Here is a 17,098-nt window from a genome sequence, read left to right on the forward strand (position 1 = left end):
GTGCCCTCCAGCAAACATTCATTTATTCTGATCAATTCGGGACTGTCGAAGCAAGTCTCATACAATCAAGAATCAATGGAAAAATCGCTGGCTGTGGAAACTTTGTTCTCGCTCGATCACATTGAATCGCAACATCAGACACAGGTAGGCGAACAAGCACTACAGCTGAGTGCGATCGCTCAGAAAGGATTTCCAGTGCTTCCGAGCGTCGTGTTAGCGGCAACCCGGTTTCGTCACTTTCTCGAAACAATTCACTGGTTGCAGCCCTTGTTTGCCGATTTGCCTTACTCCTCTTTGCGTCTGAATCTCGAAGACTCACAGCAGCTTCAAACGATCGCTCGGCAAATTCGCCCAACGATTCAACATGCCGAACTTCCAGAAGACTGGATGTTAGAAATCGAGAGCGCAATTGCACAGGTAATTGCACAGGTAATTGTACAGTTGCCCGATTTAGGCGCACCCTCGGCTGTGATTCTGCGTCCGTCGATCGCGCTCGATGCGCCACTTTCTAGCCAAGAACTCTGTGATTTAATCGAGCCGCAAATTTGCACTCTAGAGATGAACGACTTGGCGATCGCGCTCAAGCAACTGTGGGCAGAACTATTTCGGGCGCAAAATCTGGTTTATTGGCAAGGCGCAAAGCTTGAACTCCAGCAAATCCACTTCGCAGTGCTAATTCAACCGATCGCCAGCGTCACGGCATCCGGTTCGCTGCAAGGTCAGCCGCCCCAGTGGGAAATTGCGGCAGCTCGCGGATTAAATTTTGCGATCGCACGGGGCGAAGTGCAGCCAGAACTCTATCAGATCTCCGAAGATCAGATTCAACTAAAGCAAGCAGGACGACAAACGATCGCCTATCACATTCAAGCTGGAACGGAACCACTCGCACGATCGCACCTCAGCGAAGTCGCGCCAGTTTTGCAGCCCCCTCAGCAAGAAGCCCTCTGCACTCTCGCTCAAACCTTGCAATTCCCTATTGCTTTAGAGTGGCAGTTGTTTGACTCACACCTCTACATCACCACGGCGCGAAACCCTGCCCCGACGGTCTATCCAGATCCGATTCCGTCGCATTCAGATCAGGCGATCGTTTTCGGACTGGGGGCGGCTCCCGGACAAGCGATCGCCCCTGCCTTCGTGCTGAGCGGTCTAGAATTACCAGACACCCCGGTTCCAGCAGGTTCTGTGCTGGTCACTCCAATGATTTTGCCCAGTTGGATTCCCTTGCTCAAATACGCCGCTGCGATCGTCTCGGAGCAGGGTGGAATGACTAGCCATGGGGCAATTTTGGCGCGAGAAATGGGGATTCCCGCGATCGTAGGAGCGCAAGAAGCCACAAAACGAATTCACACGGGAGATACGATCGTCGTTAATGGAAATACTGGATCAGTTACACTCACTCACCCAACGGTTCAAGCTTCACCAAAATCAACGCGAATAGAGCAGACTTGGAATACAACTGCCACAAAATTGATGATTAATCTCAGTCAAGTCGATTCAATCGCAGATGCAGAGAACATCAATATTGATGGAATAGGATTATTAAGATCAGAGCTAATGCTAGGAGGAATGCTAGAGGCGCTTGATCAAGACCGATTAGCTGAACAGATTCAGCAATTTGCGCGATCGTTTGCGCCTCGTCCGGTGTTTTATCGCAGTTTAGATTTGCGATCGCACGAGTTTCAAGTTACGCCACCGGAAGCGAATCCCATGCTGGGAATGCGCGGGACACTGAGTTATGTTCGGCATCCGGAGCGCTTTGATCTTGAGCTTGCTGCGCTTGAACAAGCGTTACAAGCAGGCTGCTCTAATTTGAGATTGATTCTGCCGTTTGTGCGAACAGTCGAAGAATTTGTCTTTTGTCGTCGCCGAGTCGAGCAAGCGGGATTGTTGGGTTATGCTCAATTTCAGCTTTGGATTATGGCAGAAGTGCCTTCCGTATTGTTTCTGCTGCCGGAGTATGTCGAGGCAGGTGTTCAGGGAATTTGCATCGGGACGAGCGATTTAACTCAGCTAATTCTTGGAGTCGATCGCGACCAAAGTGCGATGGTACAGGCATTTGATGAAACTCATCCTGCGGTAATGAATGCGATCGCTCAATTGATTCAATCGGCGCATCGCTTACAGATCCCCTGCTCGATTTCAACCCAAGCGCCGATCACGTCTGAGCTGATCGATCGCTGGATTGAGTGGGGAGTTGATGCGATCTCAGTCAATTTATCGGTTGTAGATATGGCGCATCGAGCGATCGCACGTGCAGAACAGCGCATGCTATTGAATGGGGTACGCGAACAATTCGGGGACTCGCGATCGCGCCTCTAAACTTTAAAGATCCCTAGACTGTGACAATAGGTAGACTGTGACAATTCGATCAAAGTCCCTCGGTTTTTGCTTGGCAACGATCGCACATGCCAAAAAATTCCAGCATGTGATAGTAAATTTTGAAGCGGTGCGATTGATTCAACTGTTGTTCTAACGCATGAACGGGACATTCATCGATCGCCACGGATTCACCGCACTGCAAACAAGTTAAATGATGTCGATCTTCCTGGATTAAGCCATAAAGCGATTCACCATTTGAGAGCGTTCGCACTTGCACCATGCCTTCTAGCTTCAAAGCCTCTAACGCTCGGTACACCGTTGCCAATCCCATTCCCTGATCGCGACTCCGCAATTCGACATAGAGATCTTGAGCAGAAATCGATCGGTTGAGACTCTTGAGAATATTGAGAATGCGGTCTTGGCTACGGGTGCGCTGGGTTTTCATGTTGATAAATTGTAGAGATCAATGCCGTTTTGAATCAACGCAGTCTTAGAATAGATAGGTTTTCAGAACGTTTCACCATTAGGACAGCGATTGTGACTCAAAAATTTCAAGCTCAGATCTATGTTACTCTTCGTCCTTCGGTCTTAGATCCCGCAGGGACGGCGGTGCAGTCAGGATTGGCGCACATGGGCTACTCTAACGTGGAGCAAGTCAGAATCGGGAAGTATGTGGAATTGTCGCTGACAGCCGAGAGTGAAACGGCAGCACGAGAGCAGTTGGATGTGATTTGTGATCAGTTGTTGGCGAATCCGGTAATTGAGAATTATCGGATTGAGCTTCAAGCACTGGCGGCGGTTTAAGTTGGTTGGCTTCGTTTTGAGTGATTTGTGCCCCCTAAATCCCCCACGAGTGGGGGACTTTAAAAGTTAAGGAGGATCGCGATGAAATTTGGGGTTTTAGTGTTTCCGGGATCGAACTGCGATCGCGATATTGTCTGGGTGACAGAAGGGATACTCGGTCAGCCGACTCGAATGATTTGGCATGAAGAAAGTGATTTGTCTGATATTGATGTCGTCGTGGTTCCGGGTGGATTTAGCTATGGGGATTATCTCCGCTGTGGAGCGATCGCTCGGTTTTCTCCGGTGATGCGATCGACGATCGATCATGCTAACGCTGGAAAGTTAGTTCTTGGCATTTGTAACGGGTTTCAAGTGCTAACCGAAGCGGGATTGCTGCCGGGTGCATTGGTACGAAATCGGGATTTGCATTTTATTTGTGATCGTGTTCCTCTGCGGGTGGAGCGGAATGATGTGGTGTGGACGCAGAATTACCAGAAAGGTCAAGTCGTCGAGTTCCCGATCGCGCACGGGGAAGGCAGTTATTACGCCGATGCGGAGACGTTGAAATCGCTCGAAGATCACGATCAAATTCTCTTCCGCTACTGTGATCCGGCGGGCAATCTCACACCCGAAAGCAATTCTAATGGCTCACTCAATCACATCGCTGGCATTTGTAATCGTCAGGGCAATGTGTTGGGCATGATGCCGCACCCGGAACGCGCTTCCGATCGCGCTCTCGGTTGTGTGGATGGATTAGCGCTGTTTGAAAGCATTCTCAAAGCGGTTCCAGCGTTGGTGTAGTACCTCTTCCGGTTCAGCAAATTCAATAATTTTGGGGCATCACTGATCCCGATCCGAAAAATTTGCGTCAGAATTTTTGTATCGAATCAGTGATTGCGCTATGCACCTTCGTTTTTCTCAAGACATTGAATCTTTGTTAAAGCGACTGTCTGAGGAGCCATTAACGATCGCGGCGATTCTAGCTGAAACTTCAGAACGTGGTTTTTGCTTGGTGATCGCGCTTTTGGTGATTCCGTTTTTGTTTCCGGTTCCGCCTGGATTGACGGGAGTTCCAGGAACGGGGTGCATTTTATTAGGGATGCAGATGGCACTAGGGAAGCGATCGCCTTGGTTGCCAAAGAAATTGGCGCAGTTTCGATTCCCGACTTTTTTTGCACGGGAGTTGCTAAAAAATATTCGACGAGTGACGCGTATCTTAGAAAAAATTACGCGTCCTCGTCTCAGACGAATTGCATCGAATCCGCATATCTGGCAGTTCAATGGATTGTGCATTACTTGGTTAGCCATTTTGCTCATTGCACCGATTCCATTTACCAATCCATTTCCAACGATCGGGATATTGCTTTTAGTGGTGGCAATGCTCGAATCTGATGGATTGTTGATGTGTGTGGCTTATGGGCTGACTGCCTTGATTACTGCCATTTGTGCTGTTATCGTTTACTTGCTTTGGAAAGCGCCAGACTTAATCAATCAATGGCTTTAAGCTGAGCGCGAATCGCCTCGATCCGCTGGCGATTCACTCCGAGGTCTGATTCTCCGAGGCGAGAAGCTGATCGCACCTGAATCACATTTGCAGGGTTGTCTAGGTAAAATTCCACATCATCCACAAAGCCCATGATCTTAGAGGTAAATTCTGCGTAGATATAGTTATCTGTGGCTTTGATGATTTTTGTACGAGGTAGGGATTCAATGGTTTGTTTCAACTTAGCGATCGCTGCTTCAGGCGAAACGGCATAGGAAATCGGTGCGATCGCGTGGGTTGAATCGGTGCTAAAGCTATTGACACAGTTTGGTGTACTTGGACATTCTGCCAAGCGATCGTTGTTTAGTCCTAAAGTTGTCGGACGAGTTCCTGAAAATGAAAACAGAGTTGCGATCGGAGGATTTAACGGAAGTGCCATTGCACTTGCACTCACTCCAAACCAACACAAGGATGCAATTAAGACCAATAGGGCAGTACGTTTCAGCATAGACATCTCCTAGTGTATGGATAGAATCAGGAAGCTCCAGGATTCGGATTGCTAGATTAGAGAAAAGCAGATCGCACCGCCTCTTACCTATCATGCAACCTAGCGAATTTAAGACGAACTCCTGCAAATTAACATACACCACAAGAAAAACGCGGCATTGTCGAGTATCTTGGCTTATGGGCATCGGGTGTACCGCGCTGATATTGGCGACAACGGGATGCAAACAGATTAGAGAGCGATTTCCTGATTTTCCAATTCTTGAGCCTCCTTCCTCTCAGCCGTCAACTCCTCCAACGCCAGCACAATCGACCACCACAGCACGAATTGAGGCGGCAGTCCATCAGCAAATTAATCAAGTCCGGCAGCAAGATGGATTATCGGGATTGAAAAACAACGATCAACTCGCAGCAGTGGCTCGACGATACAGCAAGCAAATGGCAGAGAAGAATTTTTTCAGCCATACCAGTCCTGACGGGACGACCCCCGCCGATCGTGTTCGTGCCGATCGCATTTTTTATATTGCTGTCGGTGAGAATTTGTTCAAAGGCACAAATGTGGCTCAGCCCGCACCCGCAGCAGTCGAGGGGTGGCTGGATAGTCCAGGGCATCGAGAGAACATTCTGCGTCCGATTTATGCTGAGACTGGAGTAGGAGTTTGGAAAAAGAACAATACTTACTACATCACACAACTGTTTCTGCGTCGGTAAACAATGAGGCAAATTGCTTTAAAGTGCTGCAATTGAAAAAAGCTGTCTTCTCCAGTTAGAGATCAGACAGCTACCGAATTAAACATAGAATGCGACAGATCATACTCAAAGTCCCCCATTCTGGGGGATTTAGGGGGCGAGAATCTGTCGCATCCACAAATCAATCTGGTAAGCTAATTCATTGGATTTACACGAAACGGTGATTAAACTCGCACATGAGATCAACTCGACCTTTTCGTAACATTGCCGGATCAAGTCGCTCAGTGGTGTTACAAGTCATTAGCACGACTAACTTCTGCTCTAGCTCAAAGTTGCCAACACTCACGACGCTCTGATACAGCGTTCCATCGAGCAAGCTGAGAATGTGTTCTGTCTTATTGTTCGATTGAGCAATCTCAGTCGATCGATCCTGTGCTAAGTTATCTGCCTCATTGATGATCAGACAAATCCGTTCCAAATAGCTTGGTGGCACAAAGTTTTCAACCGCATCATGATCCAGAATGAAGATCACATAACCCAGTGGAACTAGAACCTCTTTGGCGATCGCTTGCGTCCAAGCAGTTTTACCGGTTCCTGGATCACCATGCACCAATACAGCTAATCGATGTTGATTCATCACCGTTTGCTGTACGGTGTCCGCAAAGGCTTGAATCTCTGGCGGAAAGTCCCGGACTGCAAACTGGGCGTGAATTTGCCCGACGCGGCTTTGATAGCCACTCAGCATGACGGCTAATCCATAAGTAGACTTTTGGATGAGCGGAGCCATGTTTTTTGCCATCAGCGTCCAGTAGCGTCGTCCGCGATCGACATAATCAATTTGTAACCACACTTCATGCGCTGACCAGTAAGCATAAGCGCTACTGACGATATCCAGTCGATCCCAATTTTCAAACCGCTCTACAGGAAAATAAAACGATCGATCCAGATAGCTTTGCATGATTAAATCCGGTCGCCCCAGAATTGCGAGGGTTTGGCGGATTGTGGTTTCTTGTAAGCGCGTGAGAACGTAGTCGATCGGAATGTTGTTGCGGCTGACAATCTGACGAATCGGGGTTTCTACGCTGAGCGTGTCTCGATAGCGATAGTCGGGATAAGGCGGATCAGGCGTGAGATAGTTCCAAACTTGATCAATCTCGCCGCGAGTGTAGGACGAAAATAAATTGATCGCGTTTGACCACCAGGCTTGATGACTGCGTCCTAAAGCATCTGCGATCGTGCTGACGGCTCCCATCATTCGGCGGTTTAATTCTTCTGAGTCCTCTTGGGCTAGCTGTAGAAAATAGCTCCAGTCAAAATCGCGATTCAACGGTCGCCAACCTGCCGCCAGTAAACTTTGTCCTTTCTGTTTATTTTGGTTGAATTGATTGAACTGATTAAAGTTAAAGTCAAAGTCTTGCATAGTTCAAAAATCTCAGGTTGGGTTCAATCCAGAGAGAACGGGCTTCCGGCGAAAAGATCAGGTCGCGGCTGTAGGATGCAAACAACAGAACCAGTCGGGATAAAGATTCATTAACTGATTCGCTTTCGGTAAAGAATCATGAACATTAATGCGATTAAGATAAATCTGAATCAGGTAAATCCAAAATTGCGTAATGGTTTCGTGATAGCTAGCGTTGGAGTTGATTCAATACCATGAGCCTGATTATAACGCTGGATTCCGTAGCGAATTTGATCAATGACGGTTAACGGATCGGGGATTAGAGAGCACAATGCTACGGTGAAATGAGCGGAATGCTTCCACTGCAACCGTTCTAAGGCGCGATGCTCAAAGGTTTGAACGAGTTTGACGATTTCATTTCGTATCGTATTCCTCTAAGATTACTTTTATACTACATTCATAATACAAGCTTGTCAATTTGCTTTAATCGCTGCACTTGATAAAATCCAGAAGCTTGTATGGATTCAGATGCAATGGTAAATCCTCAAATCTGGCGATCAGGCTTGATCGCGTTGTTGTCTGCTTTGGCTGTTGTCGTCACGAATTGCAGCCCGCAAAATTCGACTCCTGCTAATTCGGGTGTGTTGGTCTATGCTGCGAGTGGACAACCAACGAACTTAGAACCCGGCAATGTGACTGATGGGAATTCTTTGATTGTTCATAACCAAATTTACAATCGATTGATTCAGTTCAAGCCTGGAACGACTGAGCTAGAACCCAGTTTAGCCATCGCTTGGAGTGCTTCCAAAGATGGCAAGACCTGGACATTCAAGCTGCGTCAGGGCGTAAAGTTTCATGATGGGACAGACTTTAATGCCAATGCGGTGAAATTTAATGTCGATCGCTGGTGGGATAAAAACAATCCGAATGGGTTTCGCAATGCCGGCAAGAGCTACGAAATTTGGGGACAGATTTTCGGGGGCTACAAGGGCGAACCGGATTCGCTGATACAGGATGTTCGGGTTGTGGATGATTCGACCCTCCAGTTTGTGCTGAAGCAACCCTTTGCCGCATTTCCAACGGCGATCGCAGCGGCATACTTCGGCATTGCTAGTCCCAGCGCGATTCAAAAAGCAGGCGCAAATTATGGCACTCCCGCAGGCGGAGCCGTGGGAACCGGGGCATTTGTGTTCAAAGGGTGGCAGAGTGGCGATCGCATTACCTTAGAAAAAAATCCGAACTATTGGAAGCCAGAGTTACCGAAATCGAATCAACTGGTGATGCGGTTTGTGGGAGATTCCGGTGCGCGGTTGGCGCAAGTGAGAGCCGGACAAATTGACTTTACGGTCGAACTGGCTCCCGATCAAAAGACAGAAATTGAGCAAGATCAGAATTTAACTGTGGCGAATCGTCCTTCGTTTAATGTGGGCTATCTGGCATTAAATCCAAGCTTTAAGCCATTGTCGGATGTGAGAGTGAGACAGGCGATCGCTCATGCGATTAACAAGCCAGCGATCGTGCAAGCTTTCTGGAAAGGGTCAGCGCAAACCACCCCGCACTTTGTTCCACCTGCGCTCGACTGGTCAACTTCGCCGAAGCTGCAAGACTATGATTACAATCCTCAGAAAGCTAGAGATTTACTGAAGCAAGCAGGCTTTCCGAATGGGTTTGAAATTGATTTATGGTATATGCCTGTGGCGCGTCCTTACTTTCCGACCCCAAAACCGATCTCCGAAGCATTCGCCGCAGATCTGCAGGCGGTTGGAATTCGTGCCAATTTGAAAACAAAAGATTGGGCGGCGTATCTTGCCGATCGCAATAAAAATCCAGGTTATCCGATGTTTATGTTGGGCTGGACGGGCGATTATGGTGATCCGGATACCTTTTACTATCCGCATTTTGGGCCGGGTAGCACGACAGATTTGGGCGGATGGAAAAACGATCGCGTCACCCAACTTCTGAATCAAGCCAGAGCGACTAGCGATCGTTCAGCTAGAGCAAAGCTTTATGCAGAAGTAGATGAGATCATTCATCGTGAAGCAGTGCGATTGTCGATCGTGCATTCTGATCCATTGCTCGTACAGCGTAAAACGATTACCGGATGGACACCTAGCCCATTGGGGGCGGAACCCTTTGAAGCGATCGCAAAACAATAGTAGGAGATTTAGAGCTTGGGGTGTGGGTTTCGGCGATCGGAGGCATATTAATGAGAATAATTGCCTATTTGTAGTAGAGCCGTTATCCTACAGAGGCTAGGTTTGCTTTGGCTCGGTCTTGAACTGCGAAGTTGCATCATTGAGAGTAATTATCGACAGTTAAACTGATCGAAGTTTATGAGAACCTAGTCTTCTGTCATCAGCGAACCAATCATGCGCGATCTCAATTTAGAAAAAACAACCCATTTGCTCAATTCCATCATGGAAGCTGAGTTAGCAGGCGTAGTACGATACACGCACTATTCACTCATGGTTACAGGGCCTAATCGTATCCCGATCGTGCAGTTTCTCAAGGGACAGGCGAGTGAATCCCTGCTCCACGCTCAACAAGTTGGAGAAATTCTCACGGGACTCGAAGGACATCCAAGCTTGAAAATTGCGCCGATCGAAGAAACGGACAAGCACTCGATTTACGACATTCTGCTTGAGAGCCTCAACCACGAAACGGCAGCATTGAATCTCTACAAACAGTTGTTAGATGTTGTGGAAGATGCCAGCATTTATCTTGAAGAATTTGTACGCGGTATGATCGGGCAGGAAGAACTGCACGGGATGGAACTGAAGAAAATGCTGCGAGATTTCCATCCAGATTTAACTTAATTTTCGAGCGAGGAAGCTGCCGAGTTCTAAGCCTAAACATCCGATCGCGGCACTTCCTAACCCGTACAAAAGCGCAAGACTGGGATTTCCAGATTTCACTAAGACCGAAGTTTCAAGCGCGTAAGTTGAAAAAGTTGTGTAGGAGCCGAGAAACCCAACCGCAAAGAATAAGCGAAGTTCTGGGGTGCCGATGCTGCGTTCTAGAAAGAAGGTGACAAAGAAGCCCATCACCATTGCACCTGTGATATTGATAAAAAAGGTGCCATAGGGGAACTGTATGCCAAACCATCGCGCAAACAGCAGCGTGAGATAGTAACGGCTCAATGCACCTGGAATCGCACCCAAACTAATCGCGATCGCGCTGCGTAAGGTTGGATCTAGTGTTGCAAATGGATTCACTTTAGTTTTGCTGATTGCGACTCTTCGGTGGATTTAATTCATTACACTTTGCCTTCGCAGTTTCATAAGCTTGTGTATATTCTTTACCACCTAGCATGACATCGCCATAGTATTCATAAGGCGTTGATCCGTAGATGGGCAAGGGATCATCTTCGGGATAGTCTTCTTTGGCTTCTTCGATCGCTTGTCTAAGCCGCTTGGGAGTGAGTTTTTGGGCGGCGTAGTAGTGGAGTTGTTCGGGTTTGCGGTTGAAGTGCGGGAAGGTTGGATCGAGGATACGATCGTCTAACTCTAGCCAGCTATGTTCAACGGGCTTGTGAGGCGCTCCGGCAAACACAATGAATCCTTGAACGTACAGCGCTCCTTCAACAGTAGAAATTGCTTTCGCTGCGTTCTCAAAACTGGCTTTTGCTTTACTTTTGATGCGGGTCGCAACTTCGATCGATTGCTCGGCATCGAGTGGTTTATCCATGTGTCAGTCAACATCATTCTCTGTTCATCTCATTATAGAGATATAGAGATCCTGAGTTGAACTCAAGCTTGAATTCTCAAAAAGCGAAGGGTAGGAGCAACTCGAAAATGCTCCTACCCAATTCCTAAATATTAGATTAAGTGAATTAAAACTGTGCAATCTTACAGGTTGATTGAGTGGCAGAGCGTTTTACTACTGCATCTGGGACATCAGTGTAATCATGCCAACGCAGGACATCGCCAGTAACAAAACCAACCCGAATGATTCACCTAAGTGCTTTTTAGAGGCCTGCATATAACTGTCCTTTTATCTTTATGAGTGTCTTAACAGTATCAGTCTCTCTCAGGATCAAGTTAAAAAGTAATCTAACTTATGGTATTCAAATAAAACTTAATTCAAGAGATAGCTCTTACTCCGCTTCTCTATCAATCGGTGGATTGACAGTAATCTTTCTTAAAACTAAATCTAATCTTAGTTACATTCGCGATCGTGCAAGATTGATCCAATTAAAAGCACGAGAGGCGATGCTTGCCCCGCGCCTCTGAAAATGCCTGATTGTCGTCCCTTATATTGTTGTCTCTTATGTAGTACGGCTCTGCAATGCCCTCGATCGAGTGAATGATTTTCGTCAAAATTCTGTCCACTTGGTAGCTACCCCCCTAGAACGATGGCTCACGAGATCAAGGTTGCCAAGATCAAAGTGTGAATCACAAACAATTTCAGTGTGATTATCGTTGTTATTTGTAGGAATAAAGAAAATGGTGGTTAGCCAACAGCAAAAACGAGCGATCGGTGTATTTCTAGAGCGGGAAAGTGCAGAAAAAGCAATTCACACCTTGCAGGAATCTGGATTTGCGATCGACAAAATCTCTTTGATTGCGAAAGAAGCGGAACCCGCAGAGCAAGTGAGCGGGGTTGAAGTCAGCGATCACGTGGGAGATACAAAAGTGGTCAATTCAGCCGGTGTAGTTGGAAATACGCTGGCAGCGAGTGCCACAGGATTTTCTATCCTAGGATTGACCGCACTTGCACTTCCAGGACTCGGTGTTGTTTTGACAGCCGGAAGTTTAGGAGCAGCGCTGGCGGCGAGTGTTGCGGCGAGTGGTGTTGCTGTAGTTGCGGCGAATAACTTGGAGAAAGCCTTGATTGATTACGGTGTTCCGAGCGGGATGGCGGGACGATACGGTGATCACCTGCAACGCGGCGACTATCTGATCACGGTTGAGGGAAGTGAAGAAGAGATTCGTCAGGCTGAACAGGTGTTTAAGCAGCAAGACATTCGCGAGTTAATGATCTACTAAGGTCTTCGGAATGTGAGTGCGATAAACGTATAGTTCTTTTCGTACCAAAAGACGGTTGTTTCAGTACACGCTGGAATTTCTTGATTTTGTTCGAGAAGAAAGCCGTGAGATTGGGCAAGTGCGATCGCTTGCTCAATTTCTGTCTTTGAAAAGATTGTCCAAGACAGTCCGAAAGGTTGAATCGATGAATCAACTGGAATTTTACTTTGCCAATAGTCCGCAGTTACGAATAACAACCCATTGGGCTTGAGCAATCGATAAGCTTCTTGGAAAAACGCATCGAGATTGACTCCATGTTCAATCACAGAAATACTGACAGCAACATCATAGGAACAGTCTGGAAATGAGGTGTCTGTCAAATCTCCTTGGTAAAGCTTGTAGTTCGATTGACTCGGTTTGATGGTGAAATCGATGCCATGCAAATCTTCAAAACCAAGAGTAGAGAGAAACTCAAGGGTGCAACAATCACCGCATCCCAGATCGATGATCTTAAACTGTTGATTAATTTCTGATGATTGTAGAAGTTGAGCGAGTAACCACTGATCCCAATTCTTCTCAATTGTAATGTGAGTGGGTAAACTTGCTTGTTGCAAAGCTTGTGTTGCGGTTTGAACTTCCTGCCAGTTTTGCAGCACTTCGATCATCGGCTGAGTCTTTTTAGTTGAGGGGCAGCTTTATTTTAACGAAAAAAAGTAGCCTTTTCTGGGCTACTTTCTTAAAGTTTTAGATTCTGAATGTTACTTGATCGCTGCAGCTTTAACTTCAGAGGATTTCACGAAGCCATAGTAGAACGCAATTCCTGCAACGATCGCATTCAGCAAGACATTTGCACCAAATAGAGGAGTCAGACCAAATAGAGTGTTGGTAAACGGAAGCAGTCCTAAGATTGCACCTGCTGCATACACGATCGCGAAGAGACGAGTGAATACGATCGAGCCAGTCAAGCTGGTAAATGCAGCAAGTCCCCAAACTCCAACCAGAATGCCAATTGCGTTATGGAAATAGTTGGTCGGGAACAATCCAAAGAGGTAACCGAAGCCCAGATTGGGAATAAAGTGTTCAGGGGGAGCCACAAAAGCAGGCACAAATCCAGCTAAACCGAGCAGCAGGAAGAACAGACCTAGACCTAAAGCACCATAACGAATCGGAGAAGTTGGTGCGCTTGTAGAGATTGATGTTGATTGCATGATTGTAATTTGGATATTAAAGATTTTGACAAACTGAGAGGCTTAACGAACTAGATGGAGAACCTCGCGTACCACGCTATATCCTGCTAAATCCCAGAGAAAATAAGCAATGAAACCAAGCATTGCTAACCGACCATTCCAAAGTTCTTGTTGAGGATTCCAGCCAAAGATCCAGGCGTTACGATCGGCACCATTATAAGCCGGAGTCACAGCGGGAACTTGATCGGTATTAATTGTTGAGCGTTCCATGTCAAGTGTTGAGCGTTCCATAAAATTGTTATTTATCTGACTGCACTGCCATACTAGCGAGCAACTTTATGGGTTTAGTCTGCCATTAGAAGCGGCTTTGGTCTATCTCCAAAGGCGGGACTTAATAGGAGAAGTCAGAGAAATAACTTAGGTGCGATCGACTAATATTTTTCCGTTGTATCCTGCTTGTTGATAGCGATTCAGGACATCTTGAATTGCCTGATCAGAACGGGTGTTGGAATCTACTAAGGCAACACATGCGCCTCCAAATCCTGCGCCCGTGAGCCGCGCTCCTAATATTCCTGGTGTTTCTTGCAGCATTGCAACGAGCCGATCTAATCCTTCTACAGAGACCTCATAATCATCGCGCAAGCTTGCATGAGAGGCATTCATCAATTGTCCGAATTGCTCAGCCGATACACCGCTTCGAGCTTCTAGAACACGATTGTTCTCGGTGATCACATGACGTGCTCTTTCTTTGAGCGGACTCGGTAAAGCTGCGATCGCGCTTACATCCTGCACATCTCGCAAAGCTGGAACATTAAGCAATTTAGCAGCCTCCTCACACTCTGCACGACGTTGATTGTATCCACTGCCTGCTAATGTACGAGGAATTCCACTATCAATGACTAGGACTTCTGCGCCTTGAGGAAAGGGTAGTAATTCACGATCGAGCGTTCGTGTATCCAGAAATAATAGATGATTCGTATCTGCTAAGCTGGATGCCATCTGATCCATAATGCCGCATTGAACATGGGCAAAGTTTCTTTCTGCATCTTGTCCAAACTGAGCAATCTTGACATCATCAATATTGAGATGGAGGAGCGATCGTAAAGCGCGTAACATTGCAACTTCTAAGGCTGCACTACTCGACAAGCCAGAGCCAATTGGAACCGAAGAAGTCACAAAGATGTTGAGCGGTGGAATGTTCAATCCTTGCTGTTCAAGGGTGCGAATACAGCCGATCACATAGCTACTGAACCCTTGAGGAATTGGATCATTTGGAGAAATGCTGACTTGCTCAGATAGTTCTTGCGAATAGATGTGATGTCGATCGTTCGGGCTAGCACCGAGATAAACAGTGGTTTGCTGGGGAATTGCAGTCGGCAACACAAAACCATCATTGTAGTCGGTGTGTTCGCCTAGTAAATTGACTCGTCCGGGCGCACTCGCTTGAACATCGGGAGAAGCGTTAAAGATTTGTTCAAAGGTGACTGTTGTGGCTGTCGTCATAGCAATTAGAACTTTTCTAAGGGGAGGGGGCGTTGTCGTCCGTTGACTTCGATGCTTTTCCAATGTGGATCAAGCGTGAGATTTTCGAGGCGATTATCTTCGTGAAGTAGGAACGTGTCTTCGATCTTGGCTCCGACTAAGCTAGGATTCCAAGCCATTGCCATGTTTGCGGATAGTCGATCGCTTGTTTCAGGATCAGCAACTACTTCGCGAGATAGATACCCAGTAGTTCCGCCTTGGTGGTGTTCGCGAATAGCGTTGGGATAGCCTTGTTGCTCGTATGCGCTTTGTAGGGTGTGGTAGATCTGATTGAGCGATGTTCCAGTTTGACAATGATCGAGCGCGATCGCTTCGATTTCTCGCACTTGTTGATGTCGGGTTGCTTCTTGATCAGATAGTCGATCGAAGTAAATAAAGCGAGTGAGATTTGCATACAGACCAAAGCCACGGGCGCAAAAGACTAACATTGCCATCTGTCCAATTTTTTCTTGCTTCGGAAGGGTGTGGCGATACTTAGGCAAGCGAACTTCTCCAGCCGCAAGCGTGAGGGCGGGGCGTAGTCCACGAGTCCAGAGAGCAGCCGCTCCCGCTCCGGCAAGTTGAACTTCTGTCCAATCTGGTGAAGCTTGGGTCAGAACTTCGGTCATTGCTTCGCTGGCGAGTTTTCCGACTTGGCGGTAGCGATCGATTTCACTCGGTAATAACATTCGTTTGTGATCGATCAGCGATCGTGGCAAATTGCCTTCGATATCACTGATGACTTTGCCGCCTTGAGTCACTTTTTGCACAAAAGACTCACGATCAGCTTTCTTTGCCCAAGGAGCGATCGCCCATTGATAGTCTGAGCTGCTGGGAACCTCTTCGTCTTGAAGTCGCTGAGCTTCGATCTCATCGGTCAGAATCCATGCACCATTGAGTGTGACTAAAACTTCAGCAACTCCTGTGTCTGCCGCAAGTAGCACCATGTTCGAGCCGCCTGCGGTTGCCCACGCAAACCAATCAATTCCGCTCAATCGCAGACCAGATGCTCCAGCTTCCTGTAAGGCTTCGCGCATCCAGGTTAGTTTTTGACTGATTTCGGTAGTGCGATCGTCGCTTGCGGGTGTGGGACTGAGTTGAGATTGCATTTCTGTTGCTCCTGATGCTTAGACCGTTACTCTGTCTTCGATTTGCACAGCGACAGCTTGTAGTTCTTTGGCTTTTTCTTCAGGAAGGGCATCATTCGCGAACATTCCGGCAGCAAGTTCAGTTCCTGCCAGATACTTGAGGCGATCGGCGGTGCGATAGGGCGGATAGAATTCTGCGTGTAAGTGCCATTCTGGATGCGGCTGACCATCGATCGGTGCTTGATACCATGCCATCAGATAAGGAAACGATCGCTGCCACAATCCATCGAACTTCATGGTTACAGTCTTGAGTGCTTTGGCAAGTCCTTGACGCTGATCAGGAGTCAGATCGATCAAGGTTGCTACGGGATCGATCGGAGCAATCCAGACTTCATAGGGATAGCGGGCACAGATAGGGACAAACGCGATCGCGAAATCATCGCGGTACAAAATTCGCTGATCATCAGTAATCTCTTGCTGAATCAAGTCCTGCAACAATCCGCGCTGATGTTGTTGATAGTAGGTTTGCTGCTGTTGCCCCATGTTTGCAGGAACAGGCGGAACAAATGGATACGCATAGATTTGCCCGTGTGGATGGTGCAGTGTTACGCCAACTTCGACACCTTTATTCTCAAACGGGAGAACATATTGGATTTGGTCAATCTCTCCAAGAGCACGGGTACGATCGCCCCACACCTGAATCAGTAACTCAATATGATTGAGCTTGAGTGAGCTAAGGGATGATTGTGGATTTTGATCAAACACAACGACTTCACACGCGCCATTGGCAGGGAGTGTGTTAACAATCTCATGCGGGGCTGTGTTGGCAGTGGGAACCATTGACGGAAAGCGGTTCTCGAACACAGCAACATCATAGTTTCCTTGAGGAAGTTCGGTCGGAAACTGAGGATCATGCGTGGGCGCGAGTGGATTGTACTCTGGAGGCGGCATGAACGTTCGCCCTTGTCGGTGGCTCGCATAACAGACCCATTCACCGCGCAACGGATGCCACCGCAGATGAGGACTTGCCTGAATCGGATCAGGGCTAGGACTGGGGGCAACAATATCGGGTGCGATCGCGTTTCGACTATACAAGATCAGTTTGCGACCGTCCGGTTTTAGCAGCGTTTGGGAATACATAAGCTTTTCACCTTGAG

19 protein-coding genes are annotated in these 17,098 nt (G+C 47.4%); 8 read left to right on the forward strand and 11 right to left on the reverse strand.

Annotated elements, in window-relative coordinates:
- Positions 1-75 precede the first annotated feature (75 nt).
- A complete protein-coding gene (locus H6F51_19800; GenBank protein ID MBD1824716.1) occupies positions 76-2,319 on the forward strand; it encodes a phosphoenolpyruvate synthase in 2,244 nt (747 codons plus the stop codon).
- A 49-nt stretch (positions 2,320-2,368) separates the two neighbouring features.
- Here H6F51_19800 and H6F51_19805 read toward each other — a convergent pair whose 3' ends face one another.
- Positions 2,369-2,764 carry a transcriptional repressor gene (locus H6F51_19805; GenBank protein MBD1824717.1) on the reverse strand — a complete coding sequence of 132 codons (396 nt, stop codon included), beginning with the start codon at positions 2,762-2,764 and terminating at the stop codon, positions 2,369-2,371.
- Positions 2,765-2,856: 92 nt separating this feature from the next.
- On the opposite strand from H6F51_19805, the gene purS reads away from it, so the two are divergent.
- The 3 genes from purS to H6F51_19820 all read left to right on the forward strand — a co-directional run bounded on the left by purS (position 2,857) and on the right by H6F51_19820 (position 4,606).
- Complete coding sequence (gene purS / locus H6F51_19810) at positions 2,857-3,123, forward strand: phosphoribosylformylglycinamidine synthase subunit PurS (GenBank protein ID MBD1824718.1); 267 nt, start codon at positions 2,857-2,859, stop codon at positions 3,121-3,123.
- 81 nt (positions 3,124-3,204) lie between these two features.
- On the forward strand, positions 3,205-3,903 hold the full coding sequence (gene purQ / locus H6F51_19815; protein MBD1824719.1) for a phosphoribosylformylglycinamidine synthase subunit PurQ: 699 nt from the start codon (positions 3,205-3,207) through the stop codon (positions 3,901-3,903).
- 100 nt (positions 3,904-4,003) lie between these two features.
- The gene (locus tag H6F51_19820; GenBank protein MBD1824720.1) at positions 4,004-4,606 is read left to right on the forward strand and encodes an exopolysaccharide biosynthesis protein; all 603 of its coding nucleotides are present in this window, start codon (positions 4,004-4,006) and stop codon (positions 4,604-4,606) included.
- Here H6F51_19820 and H6F51_19825 read toward each other — a convergent pair.
- Positions 4,590-5,093: a DUF1499 domain-containing protein gene (locus H6F51_19825; GenBank protein MBD1824721.1), complete on the reverse strand. Its 504-nt coding sequence runs from the start codon at positions 5,091-5,093 to the stop codon at positions 4,590-4,592. The two genes, H6F51_19820 and H6F51_19825, sit on opposite strands and share 17 nt — an antisense overlap.
- Positions 5,094-5,269: 176 nt before the next feature.
- Here H6F51_19825 and H6F51_19830 point away from each other — a divergent pair, with 176 nt between their 5' ends.
- A complete protein-coding gene (locus tag H6F51_19830; protein MBD1824722.1) occupies positions 5,270-5,800 on the forward strand; it encodes a CAP domain-containing protein in 531 nt (176 codons plus the stop codon).
- Between the two features lie 187 nt (positions 5,801-5,987).
- On the opposite strand, the gene H6F51_19835 is transcribed toward H6F51_19830, so the two are convergent.
- A complete protein-coding gene (locus H6F51_19835) occupies positions 5,988-7,199 on the reverse strand; it encodes an AAA family ATPase (GenBank protein MBD1824723.1) in 1,212 nt (403 codons plus the stop codon).
- A 512-nt stretch (positions 7,200-7,711) separates the two neighbouring features.
- Here H6F51_19835 and H6F51_19840 point away from each other — a divergent pair.
- Both H6F51_19840 and H6F51_19845 read left to right on the forward strand, forming a co-directional pair.
- Positions 7,712-9,334 carry an ABC transporter substrate-binding protein gene (locus H6F51_19840; protein ID MBD1824724.1) on the forward strand — a complete coding sequence of 541 codons (1,623 nt, stop codon included), beginning with the start codon at positions 7,712-7,714 and terminating at the stop codon, positions 9,332-9,334.
- A 213-nt stretch (positions 9,335-9,547) separates the two neighbouring features.
- On the forward strand, positions 9,548-9,994 hold the full coding sequence (locus H6F51_19845) for a bacterioferritin (GenBank protein MBD1824725.1): 447 nt from the start codon (positions 9,548-9,550) through the stop codon (positions 9,992-9,994).
- On the opposite strand, the gene crcB is transcribed toward H6F51_19845, so the two are convergent.
- Positions 9,986-10,426, reverse strand: coding sequence for a fluoride efflux transporter CrcB (crcB, locus tag H6F51_19850; protein ID MBD1824726.1), 441 nt, complete (start codon positions 10,424-10,426; stop codon positions 9,986-9,988). The genes H6F51_19845 and crcB overlap by 9 nt on opposite strands.
- Complete coding sequence (locus H6F51_19855; GenBank protein MBD1824727.1) at positions 10,395-10,865, reverse strand: hypothetical protein; 471 nt, start codon at positions 10,863-10,865, stop codon at positions 10,395-10,397. The genes crcB and H6F51_19855 overlap by 32 nt, the downstream gene beginning before the upstream one ends.
- Positions 10,866-11,623: 758 nt before the next feature.
- Between H6F51_19855 and H6F51_19860 the strand changes: the two genes are divergently transcribed.
- Complete coding sequence (locus tag H6F51_19860) at positions 11,624-12,166, forward strand: hypothetical protein (GenBank protein MBD1824728.1); 543 nt, start codon at positions 11,624-11,626, stop codon at positions 12,164-12,166.
- Here H6F51_19860 and H6F51_19865 read toward each other — a convergent pair.
- The 6 genes from H6F51_19865 to galT all read right to left on the reverse strand — a co-directional run bounded on the left by H6F51_19865 (position 12,163) and on the right by galT (position 17,081).
- Positions 12,163-12,810 carry a class I SAM-dependent methyltransferase gene (locus H6F51_19865; GenBank protein MBD1824729.1) on the reverse strand — a complete coding sequence of 216 codons (648 nt, stop codon included), beginning with the start codon at positions 12,808-12,810 and terminating at the stop codon, positions 12,163-12,165. The genes H6F51_19860 and H6F51_19865 overlap by 4 nt on opposite strands.
- Before the next feature lie 93 nt (positions 12,811-12,903).
- Positions 12,904-13,353: a DUF4383 domain-containing protein gene (locus H6F51_19870; GenBank protein ID MBD1824730.1), complete on the reverse strand. Its 450-nt coding sequence runs from the start codon at positions 13,351-13,353 to the stop codon at positions 12,904-12,906.
- 42 nt (positions 13,354-13,395) lie between these two features.
- On the reverse strand, positions 13,396-13,602 hold the full coding sequence (locus tag H6F51_19875) for a high light inducible protein (GenBank protein ID MBD1824731.1): 207 nt from the start codon (positions 13,600-13,602) through the stop codon (positions 13,396-13,398).
- 147 nt (positions 13,603-13,749) lie between these two features.
- Positions 13,750-14,835 carry a galactokinase gene (galK, locus tag H6F51_19880; protein ID MBD1824732.1) on the reverse strand — a complete coding sequence of 362 codons (1,086 nt, stop codon included), beginning with the start codon at positions 14,833-14,835 and terminating at the stop codon, positions 13,750-13,752.
- Positions 14,836-14,840: 5 nt separating this feature from the next.
- On the reverse strand, positions 14,841-15,962 hold the full coding sequence (locus H6F51_19885) for a M24 family metallopeptidase (protein ID MBD1824733.1): 1,122 nt from the start codon (positions 15,960-15,962) through the stop codon (positions 14,841-14,843).
- An 18-nt stretch (positions 15,963-15,980) separates the two neighbouring features.
- Positions 15,981-17,081 carry a galactose-1-phosphate uridylyltransferase gene (gene galT / locus H6F51_19890; GenBank protein ID MBD1824734.1) on the reverse strand — a complete coding sequence of 367 codons (1,101 nt, stop codon included), beginning with the start codon at positions 17,079-17,081 and terminating at the stop codon, positions 15,981-15,983.
- Between the last annotated feature and the right edge of the window lie 17 nt (positions 17,082-17,098).

Source organism: Cyanobacteria bacterium FACHB-DQ100 (assembly GCA_014695195.1).
In the GTDB taxonomy this organism is placed as follows: Bacteria; Cyanobacteriota; Cyanobacteriia; order Leptolyngbyales; family Leptolyngbyaceae; genus Leptolyngbya.

Coding starts and splice junctions, on each gene's coding strand:
- H6F51_19800 (MBD1824716.1), top strand. CDS start 76: ATGGAAAAATCGCTGGCTGTGGAAACTTTGTTCTCGCTCGATCACATT.
- H6F51_19805 (MBD1824717.1), bottom strand. CDS start 2,764: ATGAAAACCCAGCGCACCCGTAGCCAAGACCGCATTCTCAATATTCTC.
- purQ (MBD1824719.1), top strand. CDS start 3,205: ATGAAATTTGGGGTTTTAGTGTTTCCGGGATCGAACTGCGATCGCGAT.
- H6F51_19820 (MBD1824720.1), top strand. CDS start 4,004: ATGCACCTTCGTTTTTCTCAAGACATTGAATCTTTGTTAAAGCGACTG.
- H6F51_19825 (MBD1824721.1), bottom strand. CDS start 5,093: ATGCTGAAACGTACTGCCCTATTGGTCTTAATTGCATCCTTGTGTTGG.
- H6F51_19830 (MBD1824722.1), top strand. CDS start 5,270: ATGGGCATCGGGTGTACCGCGCTGATATTGGCGACAACGGGATGCAAA.
- H6F51_19835 (MBD1824723.1), bottom strand. CDS start 7,199: ATGCAAGACTTTGACTTTAACTTTAATCAGTTCAATCAATTCAACCAA.
- H6F51_19840 (MBD1824724.1), top strand. CDS start 7,712: ATGGTAAATCCTCAAATCTGGCGATCAGGCTTGATCGCGTTGTTGTCT.
- H6F51_19845 (MBD1824725.1), top strand. CDS start 9,548: ATGCGCGATCTCAATTTAGAAAAAACAACCCATTTGCTCAATTCCATC.
- H6F51_19855 (MBD1824727.1), bottom strand. CDS start 10,865: ATGGATAAACCACTCGATGCCGAGCAATCGATCGAAGTTGCGACCCGC.
- H6F51_19860 (MBD1824728.1), top strand. CDS start 11,624: ATGGTGGTTAGCCAACAGCAAAAACGAGCGATCGGTGTATTTCTAGAG.
- H6F51_19865 (MBD1824729.1), bottom strand. CDS start 12,810: ATGATCGAAGTGCTGCAAAACTGGCAGGAAGTTCAAACCGCAACACAA.
- H6F51_19870 (MBD1824730.1), bottom strand. CDS start 13,353: ATGCAATCAACATCAATCTCTACAAGCGCACCAACTTCTCCGATTCGT.
- H6F51_19875 (MBD1824731.1), bottom strand. CDS start 13,602: ATGGAACGCTCAACAATTAATACCGATCAAGTTCCCGCTGTGACTCCG.
- galK (MBD1824732.1), bottom strand. CDS start 14,835: ATGACGACAGCCACAACAGTCACCTTTGAACAAATCTTTAACGCTTCT.
- H6F51_19885 (MBD1824733.1), bottom strand. CDS start 15,962: ATGCAATCTCAACTCAGTCCCACACCCGCAAGCGACGATCGCACTACC.
- galT (MBD1824734.1), bottom strand. CDS start 17,081: ATGTATTCCCAAACGCTGCTAAAACCGGACGGTCGCAAACTGATCTTG.